This is a genomic window from Bacillus sp. SIMBA_026, assembly GCF_046535335.1.
Lineage (GTDB): Bacteria > Bacillota > Bacilli > Bacillales > Bacillaceae > Bacillus > Bacillus velezensis.
The window spans coordinates 19148-34277 of sequence record NZ_JAWRWX010000003.1 but is presented as its reverse complement, the minus strand read 5'-3'; the positions used below and the strand labels follow the sequence as shown (position 1 = coordinate 34277).

The following is a 15130-nucleotide window of genomic DNA, read 5'->3' as shown; positions in this document are numbered from 1 at the left end:
ACCTGTTGAACCTAACTCGCTCTTCATTTCCCGCAATATTAGAAATATTCTATCTTTCTATTGTTATATAATCTCCAATTTCCTTATTCCATCATAATAAATTTCCGTGGAAAATACAATTGTTTTTTTCAGGTAAACACCTTGCACCCTAAACCAACAGACTAAAAATAAAGCGCTTTCATTTTTTATTGAATTATGAATATTGAGATAATAAATGCCGCAGCCTCCGAGAAACAGGATGTCCCTGGAGAAACATGTTCCGCCCCCTATTCAATATTATTTTTGCTAAGCAGAATGGCGTAAAGCCTTACTCTCTTCCATTCTCCCTTGTATACGCCATAATCCTGCTTAACCCGGCAAAAATCATGCATTAATCGATAAACGCCTCATTCAGCCGCAGCAAAAGCCGGCCGAACATTTCTTTTTCATCGCCTGACCAATCGTCAAGCATACGATGATACCGCTCAAGACGCATCTTTTTATCAGCTTTTAACCTCTGTTTGCCAAGCTTCGTAATCGCAAACAGACTGACCCGCCCGTCAGAAGGATCGGAAAAACGCTGGATCAGCTCTTTCGACTCCAAGGCCGCGGCCTGGCGTGACAATGTGGAAATATCCAGCTTAAAAGATTCGGCTAATTCCTTTACACGCGCCGGTCCGAATTCATCCAGCTGCCGTAATAACAAATACGCAGCCCTTTCCAGATGTCCGATTTTACGGTCGGAGTTATCAAGATAAACAGCTCTCCTGATAAAAGTGGTGAGCTCATATTCAATTAATTCAATCGGATCTTGTTTTGACAACAGCCTCACTCCTTACAATTGACAACAGCAATATTAGTTGTATAATACAAACATATGCACATTTACTCAGAAAACATATAGAAAGATTTTGCATACATATATTTGTATAGTACAAATATATGCGCAAAAAGTAAAGAAACATATCGAAGCATCAAGAAAGGGGGAAGCTGCTCTTCTCCAAAGAACAGCATTGTCGTGAAAGTCATACGCATCATCTTGCAAATCATTATTTTATTCGCATTTTCCTTTATCGGGGGAGCCGTTCAGCAGTTCTTTCACCTGCCCATTCCCGGCAGTATCATCGGTTTGATCCTGCTGATCATATGTTTATCGGTTAAGATCATTCCCGTCAAAATGATTGAAGACGGAGCCGGATTTTTGCTGTCTTTTCTTCCGCTGTTATTCATTCCGGCCATGACGGGCGTCATCAATTACCCGTCACTGTTTTCCGCCAGCGGGGCTGCTCTGTTTCTGATCATCGTGCTGAGCACCATCGTCACAATGATCGCCGCAGGGTACGCCAGCCAGCTGTTAGAGCACAAAGCCAATCAGAGAAAGGAGAAAAAGAAGTGCAGCAAGCATGTATCGCAATCCTTATAATTTTGTTCACGGCCGCCTCCTATCTGGCTATGGTGAAATTATATGTGCGCTTTCCATATCCCTTTCTCATACCGGTTTTGACGACTACGATTTTCATTATCGCCGTGCTGCTTGTTTTTCATATTTCGTATAAAGACTATATGATCGGCGGACAATGGATCAATTCACTGCTCGGCCCCGCCGTGGTGGCTTTGGCATACCCGCTTTATAAGCAGCGCCGGGTGTTAATCAAGTATATGTTTCCGATCATCGGCGGCGTGTTGGCCGGTTTATTCTCCGGAATGGTCAGCGGCCTGCTATTTGCAGAGCTGTTCGGCATCAGCCGGAGTTTGATTTTGTCAATTATCCCAAAATCAATTACGACGCCTGTCGCCATACAGATTGCGTCCGGTATCGGCGGTGTCCCTTCCATGACAGTCGTGTTCGTCATGATCGCAGGGTTTTCCGGCGTTATCTTAGGACCGCTGCTTCTCAAGTGGATCCGCATCCGCAGCTCACTCGGGAAAGGAATTGCATTCGGAAGCGCTTCCCATGCGCTCGGCACCTCAAAAGCAATGGAGTACGGAGAATTAACGGTCTCCATGAGTTCTGTTTCCATGACGCTCTGCGCCGTGTTAGGGTCGGTCTTCGGCCCCGTTGTAGCATGGATGTTTCAAATTTAAAGCTGACGGTTCTCCGTCAGCTTTTTTCATGTGCGGATCATCTCATTTCCTTCCATTATTACGTTTCATTTGTAAGAATAATGGTAAAGTAGAAAACAAGGAGGGATTTAATGATGACTGGAGCAATTCCGCAAAAGAAACTGCTGGATGGGACAAGCATTCCCGCGATCGGCTTCGGTACATACGCTCTTAACGGAAACAATGGCGTTCATGCCATTACCAGCGCCATTGATATCGGCTACCGTCTGATTGACACCGCTTATAACTATGAAAATGAAGGATCGGTCGGAGAAGCCATCCGCAGAAGCTCTGTTCCGAGAGAACAGCTATACGTGACGTCCAAGCTGCCCGGGCGCTACCATGACTATGACAAAGCTGTACAAACCATCCAAGAATCTTTATACCGCGCCGGTCTGGACTACTATGACCTGTATCTCGTCCATTGGCCGAACCCGAAACAAGACCGCTACACGGAAGCATGGCAGGCACTGATTGATGCGAAAAAATGGGGTCTGATCCGATCCATCGGCGTCTGCAATTTCCTGCCTGAGCATATCGAACGGCTCGAACGTGAAACCGGCGTAAAGCCAGGCATCAACCAAATTGAACTGCATCCCGCTTTTAATCAGCAGCAGCAGCGCCAATGGCACGAAAAACAGGGCATCGTGACAGAATCATGGAGTCCGTTATCCCGCGCCGGCGAAGTATTGAACGATCAAAAACTCGGACGAATTGCGGACAAATACGGCAAAACCATTTCTCAAGTCATTTTACGCTGGCATATCCAGCTGGGCGCCATCCCGATTCCAAAATCAGCATCGCCCGAGCGCCAGCTTGAAAACATCTCCGTTTTTGATTTCTCCCTTGATGAAAACGACATGAGCATCATCGACTCGCTTACCCGCCCCGACGGACGCATAAACGGCCAAGACCCGGCGGAGTATGAGGAGTTTTAAGAAAAGACATAAAGAAAGCTGACGGCATCATTCGTCAGCTTTTTCACCTTTTGCTCTGGGATAGCCAAGACTGTGAAACTTTGCAGTAAAGGCTGAAACACACTTATCCTATTATAAATTGATCAGTTGCTAAAATTCTTTTTTATGATAGATAGCTGCGGCAATGAAAAATGAAATGATATATAAGATAACGCCGATCATGAGATATATAATCGGAACATATAAAGAAGGATTTATGTGCAAAAATGACAGCGGTACTTGTTCTGCTGCATACCCAACGACACTTTGCAATCCAAAGGTAGCAAAAAGTCCCCCCATTGCACCTCCAATCACGATAGCATCGGATTTTTCCGGGCCTATCATGTAGAGAAGAGGATAAACGATTGCACCGGCAAAGAGAACGATGAACGTTCCAAAAGAGACAATATTCAATATGCCGTCAATTGGTTCATCAGAACCCAGGCTGTATACAAGGAAAATACCATAAGATATTACAGTTCCGATCACAACAATCAAAAGATAAAAGAAATAGTGACTTTGAACAATATTTGTTCTGCTGACCGGTAAAGTCAGGACATACCTGTCATAGCCAGACTTGCTCTCATACTTTATAACCTCAAGTGCGGGCATAACGACAAACAAAATAATCAGCATTGCAACAAAACGATGCATTGAAGCATCCCCAAAATAAAAAATGACTGCTGATACCAATATGGCCAACCCCGTGTATGCAAAGAAACTTCGATAAACCAAGTAATAGTTAGTCAGTAACAGACCTTTCAATGTTTTCACTCCTCGTTAAAAAGACGCTGATTTCTTCTATGGAAAGGGTGTTGGCCGTTACGCCATTCGGCAATTTCTGTTGATCCGATACAAGCACACTCCAATAAGATCCATGATTCCTTTTTGCTAGAACGATATCTTCGTCAAGCTCAGCCAATCGGCCCTCATCAACGTCTATAACAGTATAGCTTTCAAGAACCTTATCTTTCTCTTCATTTAATAAAATTTCGCCATCTTTCATAATAATGATATGGCTGGCTATCTTCTCGACATCAGTCATAATGTGCGATGAAAGTAAAATACCCCCGTTGCTTTTACTCACAAAGCTTTTTAATTCATTTAACAGATCATCCCTTGAAGAGGGATCAAGCCCTCCCGTTGCTTCATCCAGGAGTAATAATTTTGCATTATGCGACAAAGCAACAGCTACGGATAACTTCATTGACATGCCGCGCGAGAATGTATTCACTTTTTTGTCCATAGGTAAAGAGAAAGAATGAACCAACCGGTAAAAATGATCTTGGTCCCAAGCACCGAATAGTTTCTTAAATACATGATTCAGCTGCTTTATCGTAAGGTGCGCAGGAAGATTCATCGCATCAAATACGACCCCAATATCTTCTTTGAACTTTATATGTTTATCCAGATTCTCTTTACCAAAGATTTTCACTTTACCTCTATCCTGAGAGATTAATCCTAATATCGTTTTAAATGTTGTTGACTTGCCTGCGCCGTTATCACCGATAAAACCGACAATTGATCCGGCAGGCACATTGAATGTAACATCCTTTAAAACAGCTTTATGACCAAAAGATTTGCTGATGTTTCTGATTTCTAAAAGGTTTGACATCATTCCACTCCTATCATTGCTGTCAGGACTTTTTTTGAGAATTTAACCGGATTATTGCAAAAATGTTGTTATTTTCATATCTAGTCGAGGTATTCATAAAGAGGCAGGAGCCGGCAAATACAAAAGAGAATTTAAAGTCTTAAGTATAATGTGAAAGTGCAATCGATTGATTACGTTTATATAATGGAATATTCATGATGAAAAATACTGGAGGTGATTACTTTCCGATGAGGCATGCACAAAACGATTTACTAATGATTACATTTATGGATTTTAACCGGAATGCAACTCGTATTATAAAGCAGGTGTTAATCCTTTTCAATATATAAAAGGGGATTTCTTTACAATCGCAAAGAGTATGTATTTCTAATTTCCGCATTAAAAAACCCCTCTGGCTAATAACCAAAGGGGTTAAATATATTATTCCACAGTCACACTCTTCGCAAGGTTGCGCGGTTTATCAACGTCACAGCCGCGGTGCAGTGCAGCGTAGTAAGCGATCAGCTGCAATGGCACAACAGATACCAGCGGAGCAAGCGCAGGGTTGACTTCCGGCAGGATGAATCTGTCGTCTGCGTCTTCTAAGCCTTTCAGCGAGATGATGCAAGTGTTGGCGCCGCGGGCTGCGACTTCCTTCACGTTTCCGCGGATGCTCAGGTTGACGTGTTCTTGTGTCGCCAGTGCAAAGACCGGTGTTCCTTCTTCAATCAGAGCGATTGTTCCATGCTTCAGCTCGCCGCCGGCGAAGCCTTCCGCCTGGATGTAAGAAATCTCTTTCAGCTTCAGGGCGCCTTCGACACATACGAAGTAGTCGAGGCCGCGGCCGATGAAGAAAGCGTTTCTTGAAACAGTCAGGTACTCACGTGCGATCATTTCCATTTCGTCCTTCTGGTCGCAGAGGGCTTCCATGGCGTTTGCCGCAATACCTAATTCTTTGACCAAATCAAAGCCGATATCAACACCGTTGCGTTCTGCTGCAACAGACGCAACGATCGCAAGCACGGCAATCTGAGCCGTATACGCTTTTGTTGATGCAACAGCGATCTCAGGGCCTGCGTGCAGAAGCAATGTGTAATCCGCTTCACGGGAAAGCGTTGATCCCGGAACGTTTGTGATCGTCAGCGCTTTGTGACCCAGCGCTTTGACTTGAACAAGCACGGCGCGGCTGTCCGCTGTTTCTCCGCTTTGAGAAAGGAAGATAAAGAGCGGCTTCTTAGACAGAAGCGGCATGTTGTAAGAGAATTCACTCGCTACATGCACTTCAACCGGTACGTTTGCCCACATTTCAATATATTGTTTCCCGACAAGACCGGCATGGTAGCTCGTTCCGCAAGCCACGATATAAATGCGGTCCGCTTCCACCACGGCGTCAGCGACATCGCCGGCCACGGCCAGTCTGCCGTTTTCGTCCTGATACGTTTGGATGATTTTGCGCATAACAAGCGGCTGCTCATCCGTTTCTTTTAACATGTAGTGAGGGTATGTGCCTTTTTCGATATCACTGGCGTCAAGCTCAGCGATATAAGACGCACGTGTCATGACTTCACCGTCAAGGTTTTTAATCACGGCTTCGTCTTTTGTCACGATCACCATTTCTTTGTCCAAAAGCTCAACGTATTCATTCGTTACTTGAAGCATAGCCATCGCGTCAGATGCCACGACGTTAAACGTATCTCCAAGGCCGATTAACAGAGGGCTTTTGTTTTTTGCAACGTAAATGGTGTCTGTGTTTTCACCGTCAAATAATGCAATTGCGTAAGAGCCTTTTAACAGAGTCAGTGTTTTGCGGAACGCTTCTTCCGTGCTAAGTCCTCCCGCCACAAATTGCTCGATCATTTGAACGACTACTTCAGTGTCCGTGTCGCTTTTCAGTTCAACGTTTTCAAGATATTCGCGCTTCAGCTGAACATAGTTCTCGATCACACCGTTGTGAACAAGTGTAAAGCGGCCGAGTGCGCTTTGATGCGGGTGAGCGTTCAGGAAGCTTGGTTCGCCGTGAGTCGCCCAGCGTGTATGGCCGATTCCCGCTTGAGATTCAACCGTGTGATCCACCACTTCACGAAGGTCGGCGATGCGGCCTTTTTCTTTGTACACATGCACGCCCTGCTCATTCGCCACAGCGATACCGGCAGAGTCATAACCGCGGTACTCAAGCTTCTCTAATCCTTTTAACAAAATCTCTTTCGCATCAAGCTGACCGATATAACCTACAATTCCACACATATTTTCTTCCTCCTAAAGGTGCAAAAGGAGACGAAGAAAGTCAAATTACAAGGGGACTTTCAATCGTCCCCTCCCACATGTTTTTTTGGAAGATCATGTGATTTCTCTTTGTTCGGAGAGTCGCCCCTCCGGTTTGAAGAAATCCTTACGGCTGTGATCTAAATGAATCAGCCGGGAGGCATCCGCCGAAAATTCGATAACCTCCATCCTCGTCAACTAAGCCGTTTTTCGGGCGCTTAGTTCGGGCGCTGTAATTATAAAAGATGCAAACAATCCCGCCTTTCCTGCAAGTGAAAAACAAAGGCTGAACAAGCTTGATTTTACAGCATGTGCCAAGGACGGTCAATTATTTTTTGCCGCCCCGGCATCATGTTTACTATCATATTATGCTGATCGCACTTGTCTTGTTCGCTCTCTGCTTATAAACTTCGCTACTCCGCTCCCATTTCTGTCCGCACGACATCCACGATTTTTGTGACATATTCGTCACAAAGCTCTTTTGTTCTCGCTTCGGCCATCACGCGGACGAGCGGTTCGGTGCCTGACGGGCGCACTAAAATCCGGCCGTCTCCGTTCATTTCTTTTTCCACTTCAGAAATAACGGCCTTCACCTTAGCGTTTTCTTCTACCTTATATTTATCCGTCACTTTCACATTCACTAAGAGCTGCGGGAATTTTTTCATTTCATCCGCAAGTTCTGAAAGGGTTTTGCCGGACGCCTTCAGCGTATTCACAAGCATGATCGCGGACAAAAGACCGTCGCCGGTAGTGTTGTAATCAAGGAAAATAAGGTGCCCTGACTGCTCGCCGCCGACATTATAGCCGTCTTTTTTCATCGCTTCTACGACATAGCGGTCGCCGACTGCCGTTTGAACGCTTTTGATTTCTTCTTTTTCAAGCGCTTTGTAGAAACCGAGGTTGCTCATCACGGTCGATACGACGGTATCATCCTTCAGACGGCCTTCTGATTTCAAATACTTCGTGCATATGTACATGATCTGATCGCCGTCGACGATGTTTCCTTTTTCATCAACGGCAATGAGGCGGTCGCCGTCTCCGTCAAACGCAAGGCCGATATCGGCGTTTTTTTCTTTGACGAAAGCACTCAGCGCTTCCGGGTGTGTAGAACCGACGCCATCATTAATGTTTAATCCGTTCGGAGACGTCCCCATTGTAGATACGTCAGCATCGAGATCGGCAAAAAGGTGCGTCGCAATGGAAGATGTCGCACCATGGGCGCAGTCAAGCGCTACATGAATGCCTGTAAAATCTTCGTCCGCCGTCTGCTTTAAAAATTGCAGATACTTTTGAACGCCTTCAAAATAATCGTTCACAAGCCCGAGGTCCGCGCCTGTCGGTCTCGGCAGCTTATCTTCCGGTTCCTCCATGAGACGTTCAATCTCGGCCTCCTGCTCATCAGAAAGCTTAAAGCCGTCCCCTCCGAAAAATTTAATTCCGTTATCCTGTACGGGGTTGTGAGAAGCGGAGATCATGACGCCCGCCTCAGCATCCATGGCTTTCGTTAAATAGGATACCCCCGGCGTAGAAATAACGCCGAGGCGCATCACTTCAGCTCCGATCGATAAAAGTCCGGCGACAAGGGCTCCCTCCAGCATATGTCCGGAGATACGTGTATCACGGCCGATCAGCACTTTCGGGCGCTGCTTATCTTTGGTCAGGACATAACCGCCAAAACGCCCAACTTTAAAGGCCAGCTCTGGCGTAAGCTCGCTGTTGGCAACACCTCTTACACCATCTGTTCCAAAATACTTGCCCATTTTGTATCGCTCCTTTTTCATTCTGTTGAAGAAGAATCAGCGCTTGATCCGTCTTCATCCTGATCTTGATTTTGATCCTGGTTTTGACTTTTATTCTGATCGCTGTCAGTGTCGTCTTCCCGGTTCTTGTTCTTGTCTTTGTCTGCGTCTCCGCTTGTGCCGTTCTTATTGTCGGAATCAGCGGAACCGCCGTTATTTTTATTTGAACTTGTGTTTTTCTTAGAAGTCAGCTTAATCTTAACCGTGTCTTTTGACAGGGACCATGTGACGTTTTGCGGGCCATTTACTTCAAGCTTTACAGAGTGCTCTCCGTCATCCAGGTCCGAGACATTGGCATACAGTTCAATGTCCGACTTTTTCAGCGCCTTAATGTTGGCGGGAGAGCCTTTGGCCGTAATATTTATCGCCTGCGATTCAGGATCGAGAAACTCAATCTGCTGTGAGCCTCCCAGTCCGACCGTCTTGATTCCGACATTGTCAAAATCCTTTTTGTCTTCACTGTCCACTTTAACATGAAGCGTGATTTTTTCCGGTGATACCTTAGTGACACCCTTAGGAAGCGGGATATCGGCATTGATATCGGTATCTTTATCAATTTTGCCTAAATCAAGAGATACGCCGTCAATAAATTCAAGTGAATCCAGCACATCCTGCGGGCCGTAAACCGTCACCTCACTCGGATTCGAGTCAATGCTCGCAACGCTCACCCCGTCCGGAAGACTTCCCTTCCTTTCGATTTTGAAAGGAAGCTTTTTGCTCGGACTGGCTACGGGAACCGTCACTTTAATGACTGACGGTTCAACATCAACAGGAAGTGCGTTGCCGTCTTTGTCATAGACGGTCACTTTCACTTCCTTTTCAATGGTCTCATCTGCATTTTCAAGGTTCACGGATGCTTTGACAAGTGAAATGTTATCAATCACATTTTTCGAACCTGTAATCTGCACGTTTTTCGGGCTGATAATCGGCTGCTGAGGGGTATATCCCTTTTTCATTTTGCTTTTATTGTAGTATTCAACTTCCACGGGAAAACTCTCAGCCGTTTTTTCCTGAATCGTAACCGTCGTGACTGACGGGTTAATGGAGACCGTCAGTCCGTCCGATACGTTTTTCGCCTTCAATTCGACCTTATGAGTCCCGGTCTTCAGCTTATTCATATCGGCGTATATCTCAAAATTCTTCGTCTGTCTCGCCTTTTTCACCGAGCTTGTCGAGCCTTTAATCGTGACATTTACGGTCTGGGGCACGCCGGTGACGACATAGTTCGCTTCATCATAGTATGCTTTTACAGGAATATCAGTAAGCGTAGCCTCGTCAGTCGTTGATGTCGGAAAAAAGGATTCCCCCGGCTTTTTCGGAGTCGGCGCCTGGTTGTTGTTAACCGCAACGTAAAGCAGCAGCGCAAAGAGCAATGCAATGATCTTTACAGCCCAGCGGTTGTTTAAGAATTTATCCATTTTTCTTGCCCCTCCAGTACCAGCGGTTAGAAGAAGTATCTCTGGCGTTCTTCTTAAACTCGGCTTCAAGCATTTCTTTCAGTGCTTCTTCCGTCAATTCTCTGTGAAGGTCTCCGTTTTTGGCCACACTGATGGCGCCCGTCTCTTCAGATACAATAATGGTTAAGCTGTCCGTCACTTCACTGATGCCGACAGCCGCTCTGTGACGCGTCCCCAGCTCCTTTGAAATAAACGGGCTTTCAGAAAGCGGCAGATAACAGGCAGCCGCCGCAATCTCGTTATTTTTCATAATGACCGCTCCATCATGCAGCGGTGTATTCGGGATGAAGATATTAATCAAAAGCTCCGAGCTGACCTGCGCATTAAGCGGGATGCCCGTCTCAATATAATCGCCCATTCCCGTATCGCGCTCAATCGCGATGAGTGCGCCGATGCGGCGTTTTGCCATGTAGCTGATCGATTTTGTAATCGCTTCAATTGTCTTATGCTGCGCTTCCTCCACGGGGGTTCCGCTCCTGGAAAAGAACCGGCCCCGTCCGAGCTGTTCAAGCGCCCGTCTCAGCTCAGGCTGGAATATAATGATGATCGCTAAAAATCCCCATGTTATCGCTTGGTCCATCAGCCACTGAAGCGTGCTGAGTCCCAAATATGAACTGGCCATCCGGACCAATACGATGACGACGATTCCTTTTAAAAGCTGAACCGCCTTCGTCCCGCGTATGACCATGATTAATTTATATATCACATACCAAACAAGGAGAATATCAACGGCATTGCCGAGGTATTGCAAAAATGGGATGTCCTCAAAAGCCATTTCCTCGTCCTCCAAGAATTCAGTCATTTCGTTTTTCTGTTATGAATTGTGCTGCATGAGCAATATGTACATCATATAGCGTGCTCATTATACCACATTTTGATTTCTCAAGTGAAATGAGCCAGAGCGGCGATGCACAAAAAAAGAGTAAAGCGATTATACGCTTTACTCATCTTCATTCGGGTCCAAAGCGCTCACGACGCCCTGGCCCGCCGATTTCAGTTCGTACCAGACCCAGTCAAACAATTGGTTAATCTCTTCAATCTGCCCGGTGACTTGTCCGGCTGAGGCCATGTATTTTTCTCCGTTGACGACAGTCACATTGCCGTCGACTTTTCCTTCAATGAACAGCTTGCCGTTTTTTACTGTGACATCGCCCTTTACGGTCTCGCCTTCAGGGACGGTGACCGTGTGATTCTGCACGACAAGGTTCGGCTGTTTGGACACACTGAAATTGTGGTCATTATGCCAGCTGTTGAAAAAACCGCCGCCCATTAAAATCACAAAAACCGCTGCGGCTGCAATCATCGGATGAGTTTTGATCCATCGTTTTACAGAAGCGCGTTTTTTCTCTTTTGGAAGATTCGCCATAACTTTGGCAGTAAAATCAGCAGGGGCCGTGACATGCGATGTGCTTCGGACGAGTGCTACGGATTTCTCCATTTCATGAAAATGCCGTTTGCAATTCCCGCATGACTGCAAATGTTGTTTTAATACGTTTTCATCTTCAGGAAGGATATCTCCATCAAGATGCTTATGCATAAGCTGCACAATCTGTTCAGGACAGCTCATTTCATCACCCCACTTAAAGATCCCTCAATTGTTTTCTAAGAGCCTCTCTGCCTCTGTGTATCCTTGTCTTGACGGTGCCGACAGGGATATTCAGAATCTCCCCGATTTCAATTAAAGAGAGTTCGTCAATATACTTTAATACAATAACCGTTCTGTACTTGTCAGGCAGCTTTAAAATCTTTTTCTGAATTGTGTCCGACAGCTCCAATGACAATACGGCGTCTTCAGGGAGAACCCCGTCCGCGGCGATCTGCGAATACATCGTCAGCCCTTCTGCTCCAGCTACTTCTGCGTCCAGATAGTAATCAGGCTTTTTCTTGCGGATTCGGTCAATGGTCAGGTTGGTCGCAATTCTGTAAAGCCACGTTGAGAACTTTCTGTTGATATCGAAACTGTCGATATTGACATATGCTCTGATAAAAGCTTCCTGCGCAATATCTTCCGCTTCGTGAACATTGCCGAGCATGCGGTAGCAAAGCTGGTAAATCTTATCTTTATAAAGGTCAACGATTTCTGCAAACGCATTTTGATCGCCTTTTTTGACTTGCTTGATTCTTTTTTTAATCAGGTTTTCCATGTTTTATCTTACCTCTGCCCTTCACCGGTCTGTATCTATACGTTGATTGTTTTAAAAGGTTTCATTTTTTTATTACATTTATTTTACCAAATTTCAGGCAGGGTGTAGATGGAAAATACAGAATATACTGCCTTAACAGCAGCTTAAAAATAGTATATCTGATGAACAATCAGAAATTGAAACAAAATGCTGATAAAAAAAAGACACCTTTATGCAAAAGGTGTCTGAGACTGGGCTAGCTGGATTCGAACCAACGCATGACGGAGTCAAAGTCCGTTGCCTTACCGCTTGGCTATAGCCCAAAAATGGTGGAGGGGGGCAGATTCGAACTGCCGAACCCTGAGGGAGCGGATTTACAGTCCGCCGCGTTTAGCCACTTCGCTACCCCTCCGTATTTTTTTGGAAAACAGTGCCGGCCAGAGGACTTGAACCCCCAACCTACTGATTACAAGTCAGTTGCTCTACCAATTGAGCTAGGCCGGCAAATATGGTGGAGGATGACGGGCTCGAACCGCCGACCCTCTGCTTGTAAGGCAGATGCTCTCCCAGCTGAGCTAATCCTCCATATGACCCGTACGGGATTCGAACCCGTGTTACCGCCGTGAAAGGGCGGTGTCTTAACCGCTTGACCAACGGGCCGTTGTGTCCGCGTCGAGCTGACAAAAGTTATTATATACAGGTTGTACCCCATTTGTAAAGAGAAAAATTATTTTTTTTATTTTCAAACTTTTTTACCCGTTTTTTAACTGAAAAACTCATCCCTCCTCTCTTATTTCATTTATGATGAAAGTATCAAAATATTGAAGGGAATGGACACAGATGATCTTAGTCAGCTCTTGTCTCGGCGGTATCGAATGCAGGTATAACGGCTCTCACGCCGCTTCGGAAAAAATCCGCAGACTCGTAGAAGAAAAGAAAGCTGTTATGGTCTGCCCCGAACTTTTGGGCGGCTTCACCACTCCCCGCGAACCGGCGGAAATCATCGTCGGTACGGGCGAAGACGTGCTGAACGGAACAGCAAGAATCGTAACGGCATCAGGCGAAGATGTTACGGCTTTATATATGGACGGCGCGGAAAAAACGTTAGCATACGCAAAAGAAATAGGCGCCGCAACGGTCATCCTTAAAGAAAACAGTCCGTCCTGCGGCAGCAGCTTTATCTATGACGGCACTTTCTCAGGAAAAAAAATACTCGGAGACGGCATCACTTCCGCTCTTTTAAAACGGGCAGGCTGCCGTGTTCTATCAGAAGATGAATTGGATCAATTATAAAAAAGGAGAGTAGATATCATGGATGTGGCCCTGTCCTTTTATAAACCGGAGCATGCAGACGGGCTGAACGGATTTGTGCTGAGTGAAGAAGATAAAAAGTTCACAGCTCTGCCGATAGATGTCCTGCCGCAGGCTCTCGTCATCCGGGATCGCTACCCGACAGTCATTTTAAAAGAAGACCGCCCCGTCGGTTTTTTCATTTTACATACCTCAAAAGAAACCATTGCCCCGTATTCGAACAATGTGTCTGCCATTTTGCTGAGTGCGCTGTCCTTACATGCGCCGCATCAGGGAAAAGGTTATGCCAAACAAGCGATGCTGCAGCTCCCCGCTTTTGTCGCAAATTACTTTCCTTGGTGTGATGAAATCGTGCTTTCTGTAAACCATCGCAATCATCGTGCAAAGAACCTGTACCGGTCTTCCGGTTTTATTGATAAAGGTCGTCGCACGATCGGCCCCATCGGCGAACAGCACATTCTGCATCATTTTTTGTGAAAGCGCTTGATTACTTATCTCATCCCTGCCGATTTTTCTTGAAACATATATTCAGAAGCCCATATACTTCAAGTATTAACGACTTGGGAGGGTACAATCATGACAGACCGGCTAAACATTCACAGATTGACCACAGAAACCAGAAATCCGCAGACCGCTTCAATCCATCAAGCAGACACGATGGAAATTCTCCGCATCATTAACCAAGAGGATTTCAAAGTGGCTGAAGCCGTTCAGCAGGTGCTGCCCGATATTCAGATTGCCGTTCAATTCGCCCATCAGTCCTTACGGCGAAACGGCAGGCTGATTTATGCGGGAGCGGGCACAAGCGGCAGACTCGGTGTACTGGATGCAGTTGAATGCCCGCCTACATACAGCGTAAGTCCCGACACCGTCATCGGTCTGATGGCCGGAGGAGCAGACGCCTTTTTGCAAGCGGCTGAAGGTATAGAAGACAGCGAGGAAACCGGCGCTCTCGATCTCAAAACGATCGGGCTTACCGCAGAAGACACCGTGATCGCCATCGCGGCAAGCGGGCGCACGCCGTATGCGGCCGGTGCGCTGAAATACGCAAAAACAATCGGCGCCAAAACCGTCGCGCTCACATGCAATAAGGACTCATTGATCAGCACTTATGCCGATCACAGCATTGAAGTCGTCGTCGGCCCCGAAGTGATTACAGGGTCAACACGAATGAAAGCGGCGACGGCACATAAAATGATTCTGAACATGATTTCCACGGCCGTGATGATCAAAAGCGGCAAAGTGTACGAAAATTTAATGGTGGACGTTCATGTCAGCAACGAAAAATTGAAAGAACGCGCAATCGGCATTATCCAAAGCATCACGGGCGTTCCGTACGACAAGGCAAAAGAAACGCTTGAGGCCGCAGGCAGCCATGTCAAAACGGCAATCGTCATGCTGAAGACGAATTCGGACGAAACACACGCGAAGGCACTGCTCAAAGAATCAGACGGCTTCATTGATAAAGCCATTGAACAGCACCTTTCAAAAGAAAAAGAACGCTGATCGTTCTTTGGTGAAAAATAATGTGCTTTTACGAGCCCGC

The 15130-nt window shown here is 46.1% G+C and carries 15 protein-coding genes and 5 tRNA genes; 6 read left to right on the top strand and 14 right to left on the bottom strand.

Translation table 11 applies throughout. From position 1 onward, the window contains the following. Positions 1-370: 370 nt before the first annotated feature. Positions 371-802 carry a MarR family winged helix-turn-helix transcriptional regulator gene (locus SB847_RS16405; RefSeq protein WP_003156749.1) on the bottom strand — a complete coding sequence of 144 codons (432 nt, stop codon included), beginning with the start codon at positions 800-802 and terminating at the stop codon, positions 371-373. A 195-nt stretch (positions 803-997) separates the two neighbouring features. Here SB847_RS16405 and SB847_RS16400 point away from each other — a divergent pair, with 195 nt between their 5' ends. From SB847_RS16400 to SB847_RS16390, 3 genes are all read left to right on the top strand, one after another. Continuing rightward, positions 998-1402, top strand: coding sequence for a CidA/LrgA family holin-like protein (locus SB847_RS16400; protein ID WP_003156751.1), 405 nt, complete (start codon positions 998-1000; stop codon positions 1400-1402). After that, a complete protein-coding gene (locus tag SB847_RS16395) occupies positions 1372-2064 on the top strand; it encodes an LrgB family protein (RefSeq protein ID WP_349553435.1) in 693 nt (230 codons plus the stop codon). Before SB847_RS16400 ends, SB847_RS16395 begins: the two co-directional genes overlap by 31 nt. Positions 2065-2174: 110 nt before the next feature. Further along, complete coding sequence (locus tag SB847_RS16390; RefSeq protein ID WP_410564476.1) at positions 2175-3020, top strand: aldo/keto reductase; 846 nt, start codon at positions 2175-2177, stop codon at positions 3018-3020. A gap of 129 nt (positions 3021-3149) precedes the next feature. On the opposite strand, the gene SB847_RS16385 is transcribed toward SB847_RS16390, so the two are convergent. The 13 genes from SB847_RS16385 to SB847_RS16325 form a co-directional block, all read right to left on the bottom strand. Further along, complete coding sequence (locus tag SB847_RS16385; protein ID WP_349553439.1) at positions 3150-3803, bottom strand: ABC-2 transporter permease; 654 nt, start codon at positions 3801-3803, stop codon at positions 3150-3152. Further along, the gene (locus SB847_RS16380; protein ID WP_029326108.1) at positions 3781-4653 is read right to left on the bottom strand and encodes an ABC transporter ATP-binding protein; all 873 of its coding nucleotides are present in this window, start codon (positions 4651-4653) and stop codon (positions 3781-3783) included. The genes SB847_RS16385 and SB847_RS16380 overlap by 23 nt, the downstream gene beginning before the upstream one ends. A 420-nt stretch (positions 4654-5073) precedes the next feature. Further along, on the bottom strand, positions 5074-6876 hold the full coding sequence (gene glmS / locus SB847_RS16375) for a glutamine--fructose-6-phosphate transaminase (isomerizing) (protein ID WP_410578058.1): 1803 nt from the start codon (positions 6874-6876) through the stop codon (positions 5074-5076). A gap of 431 nt (positions 6877-7307) precedes the next feature. After that, a complete protein-coding gene (gene glmM / locus SB847_RS16370) occupies positions 7308-8654 on the bottom strand; it encodes a phosphoglucosamine mutase (protein ID WP_410578056.1) in 1347 nt (448 codons plus the stop codon). Positions 8655-8671: 17 nt separating this feature from the next. After that, positions 8672-10111 carry a CdaA regulatory protein CdaR gene (gene cdaR / locus SB847_RS16365; RefSeq protein WP_410578054.1) on the bottom strand — a complete coding sequence of 480 codons (1440 nt, stop codon included), beginning with the start codon at positions 10109-10111 and terminating at the stop codon, positions 8672-8674. After that, a complete protein-coding gene (gene cdaA, locus SB847_RS16360; protein WP_003156763.1) occupies positions 10104-10925 on the bottom strand; it encodes a diadenylate cyclase CdaA in 822 nt (273 codons plus the stop codon). Before cdaA ends, cdaR begins: the two co-directional genes overlap by 8 nt. Before the next feature lie 165 nt (positions 10926-11090). Further along, positions 11091-11717: an anti-sigma-W factor RsiW gene (rsiW, locus tag SB847_RS16355; RefSeq protein ID WP_003156765.1), complete on the bottom strand. Its 627-nt coding sequence runs from the start codon at positions 11715-11717 to the stop codon at positions 11091-11093. Between the two features lie 13 nt (positions 11718-11730). Continuing rightward, on the bottom strand, positions 11731-12294 hold the full coding sequence (gene sigW / locus SB847_RS16350) for an RNA polymerase sigma factor SigW (RefSeq protein ID WP_003156766.1): 564 nt from the start codon (positions 12292-12294) through the stop codon (positions 11731-11733). A gap of 230 nt (positions 12295-12524) precedes the next feature. Next, a tRNA-Gln gene (locus tag SB847_RS16345) sits at positions 12525-12596 on the bottom strand. Positions 12597-12600: 4 nt separating this feature from the next. Continuing rightward, positions 12601-12685: transfer RNA gene (locus SB847_RS16340), tRNA-Tyr, on the bottom strand. A 19-nt stretch (positions 12686-12704) separates the two neighbouring features. Then, positions 12705-12777, bottom strand: a tRNA-Thr gene (locus SB847_RS16335). A gap of 5 nt (positions 12778-12782) precedes the next feature. After that, a tRNA-Val gene (locus SB847_RS16330) sits at positions 12783-12858 on the bottom strand. Between the two features lie 3 nt (positions 12859-12861). Continuing rightward, positions 12862-12933, bottom strand: a tRNA-Glu gene (locus SB847_RS16325). Positions 12934-13113: 180 nt separating this feature from the next. Between SB847_RS16325 and SB847_RS16320 the strand changes: the two genes are divergently transcribed. From SB847_RS16320 to murQ, 3 genes are all read left to right on the top strand, one after another. Continuing rightward, complete coding sequence (locus tag SB847_RS16320) at positions 13114-13566, top strand: 2-thiouracil desulfurase family protein (RefSeq protein ID WP_410564465.1); 453 nt, start codon at positions 13114-13116, stop codon at positions 13564-13566. Positions 13567-13584: 18 nt separating this feature from the next. Beyond that, positions 13585-14061 carry a GNAT family N-acetyltransferase gene (locus tag SB847_RS16315; RefSeq protein ID WP_410564463.1) on the top strand — a complete coding sequence of 159 codons (477 nt, stop codon included), beginning with the start codon at positions 13585-13587 and terminating at the stop codon, positions 14059-14061. Positions 14062-14160: 99 nt separating this feature from the next. Then, positions 14161-15090 (top strand): N-acetylmuramic acid 6-phosphate etherase, encoded by a 930-nt coding sequence (gene murQ / locus SB847_RS16310; protein WP_044802671.1) that lies wholly within the window; start codon positions 14161-14163, stop codon positions 15088-15090. The last annotated feature ends 40 nt before the right edge of the window (positions 15091-15130 follow it).

Bases quoted from the DNA above. Each gene is read 5' to 3' on its own strand.
- SB847_RS16390 (WP_410564476.1), top strand. From the start codon at position 2,175: ATGATGACTGGAGCAATTCCGCAAAAGAAACTGCTGGATGGGACAAGC.
- SB847_RS16380 (WP_029326108.1), bottom strand. From the start codon at position 4,653: ATGTCAAACCTTTTAGAAATCAGAAACATCAGCAAATCTTTTGGTCAT.
- glmS (WP_410578058.1), bottom strand. From the start codon at position 6,876: ATGTGTGGAATTGTAGGTTATATCGGTCAGCTTGATGCGAAAGAGATT.
- glmM (WP_410578056.1), bottom strand. From the start codon at position 8,654: ATGGGCAAGTATTTTGGAACAGATGGTGTAAGAGGTGTTGCCAACAGC.
- cdaR (WP_410578054.1), bottom strand. From the start codon at position 10,111: ATGGATAAATTCTTAAACAACCGCTGGGCTGTAAAGATCATTGCATTG.
- cdaA (WP_003156763.1), bottom strand. From the start codon at position 10,925: ATGGCTTTTGAGGACATCCCATTTTTGCAATACCTCGGCAATGCCGTT.
- rsiW (WP_003156765.1), bottom strand. From the start codon at position 11,717: ATGAGCTGTCCTGAACAGATTGTGCAGCTTATGCATAAGCATCTTGAT.
- sigW (WP_003156766.1), bottom strand. From the start codon at position 12,294: ATGGAAAACCTGATTAAAAAAAGAATCAAGCAAGTCAAAAAAGGCGAT.
- SB847_RS16320 (WP_410564465.1), top strand. From the start codon at position 13,114: ATGATCTTAGTCAGCTCTTGTCTCGGCGGTATCGAATGCAGGTATAAC.
- SB847_RS16315 (WP_410564463.1), top strand. From the start codon at position 13,585: ATGGATGTGGCCCTGTCCTTTTATAAACCGGAGCATGCAGACGGGCTG.
- murQ (WP_044802671.1), top strand. From the start codon at position 14,161: ATGACAGACCGGCTAAACATTCACAGATTGACCACAGAAACCAGAAAT.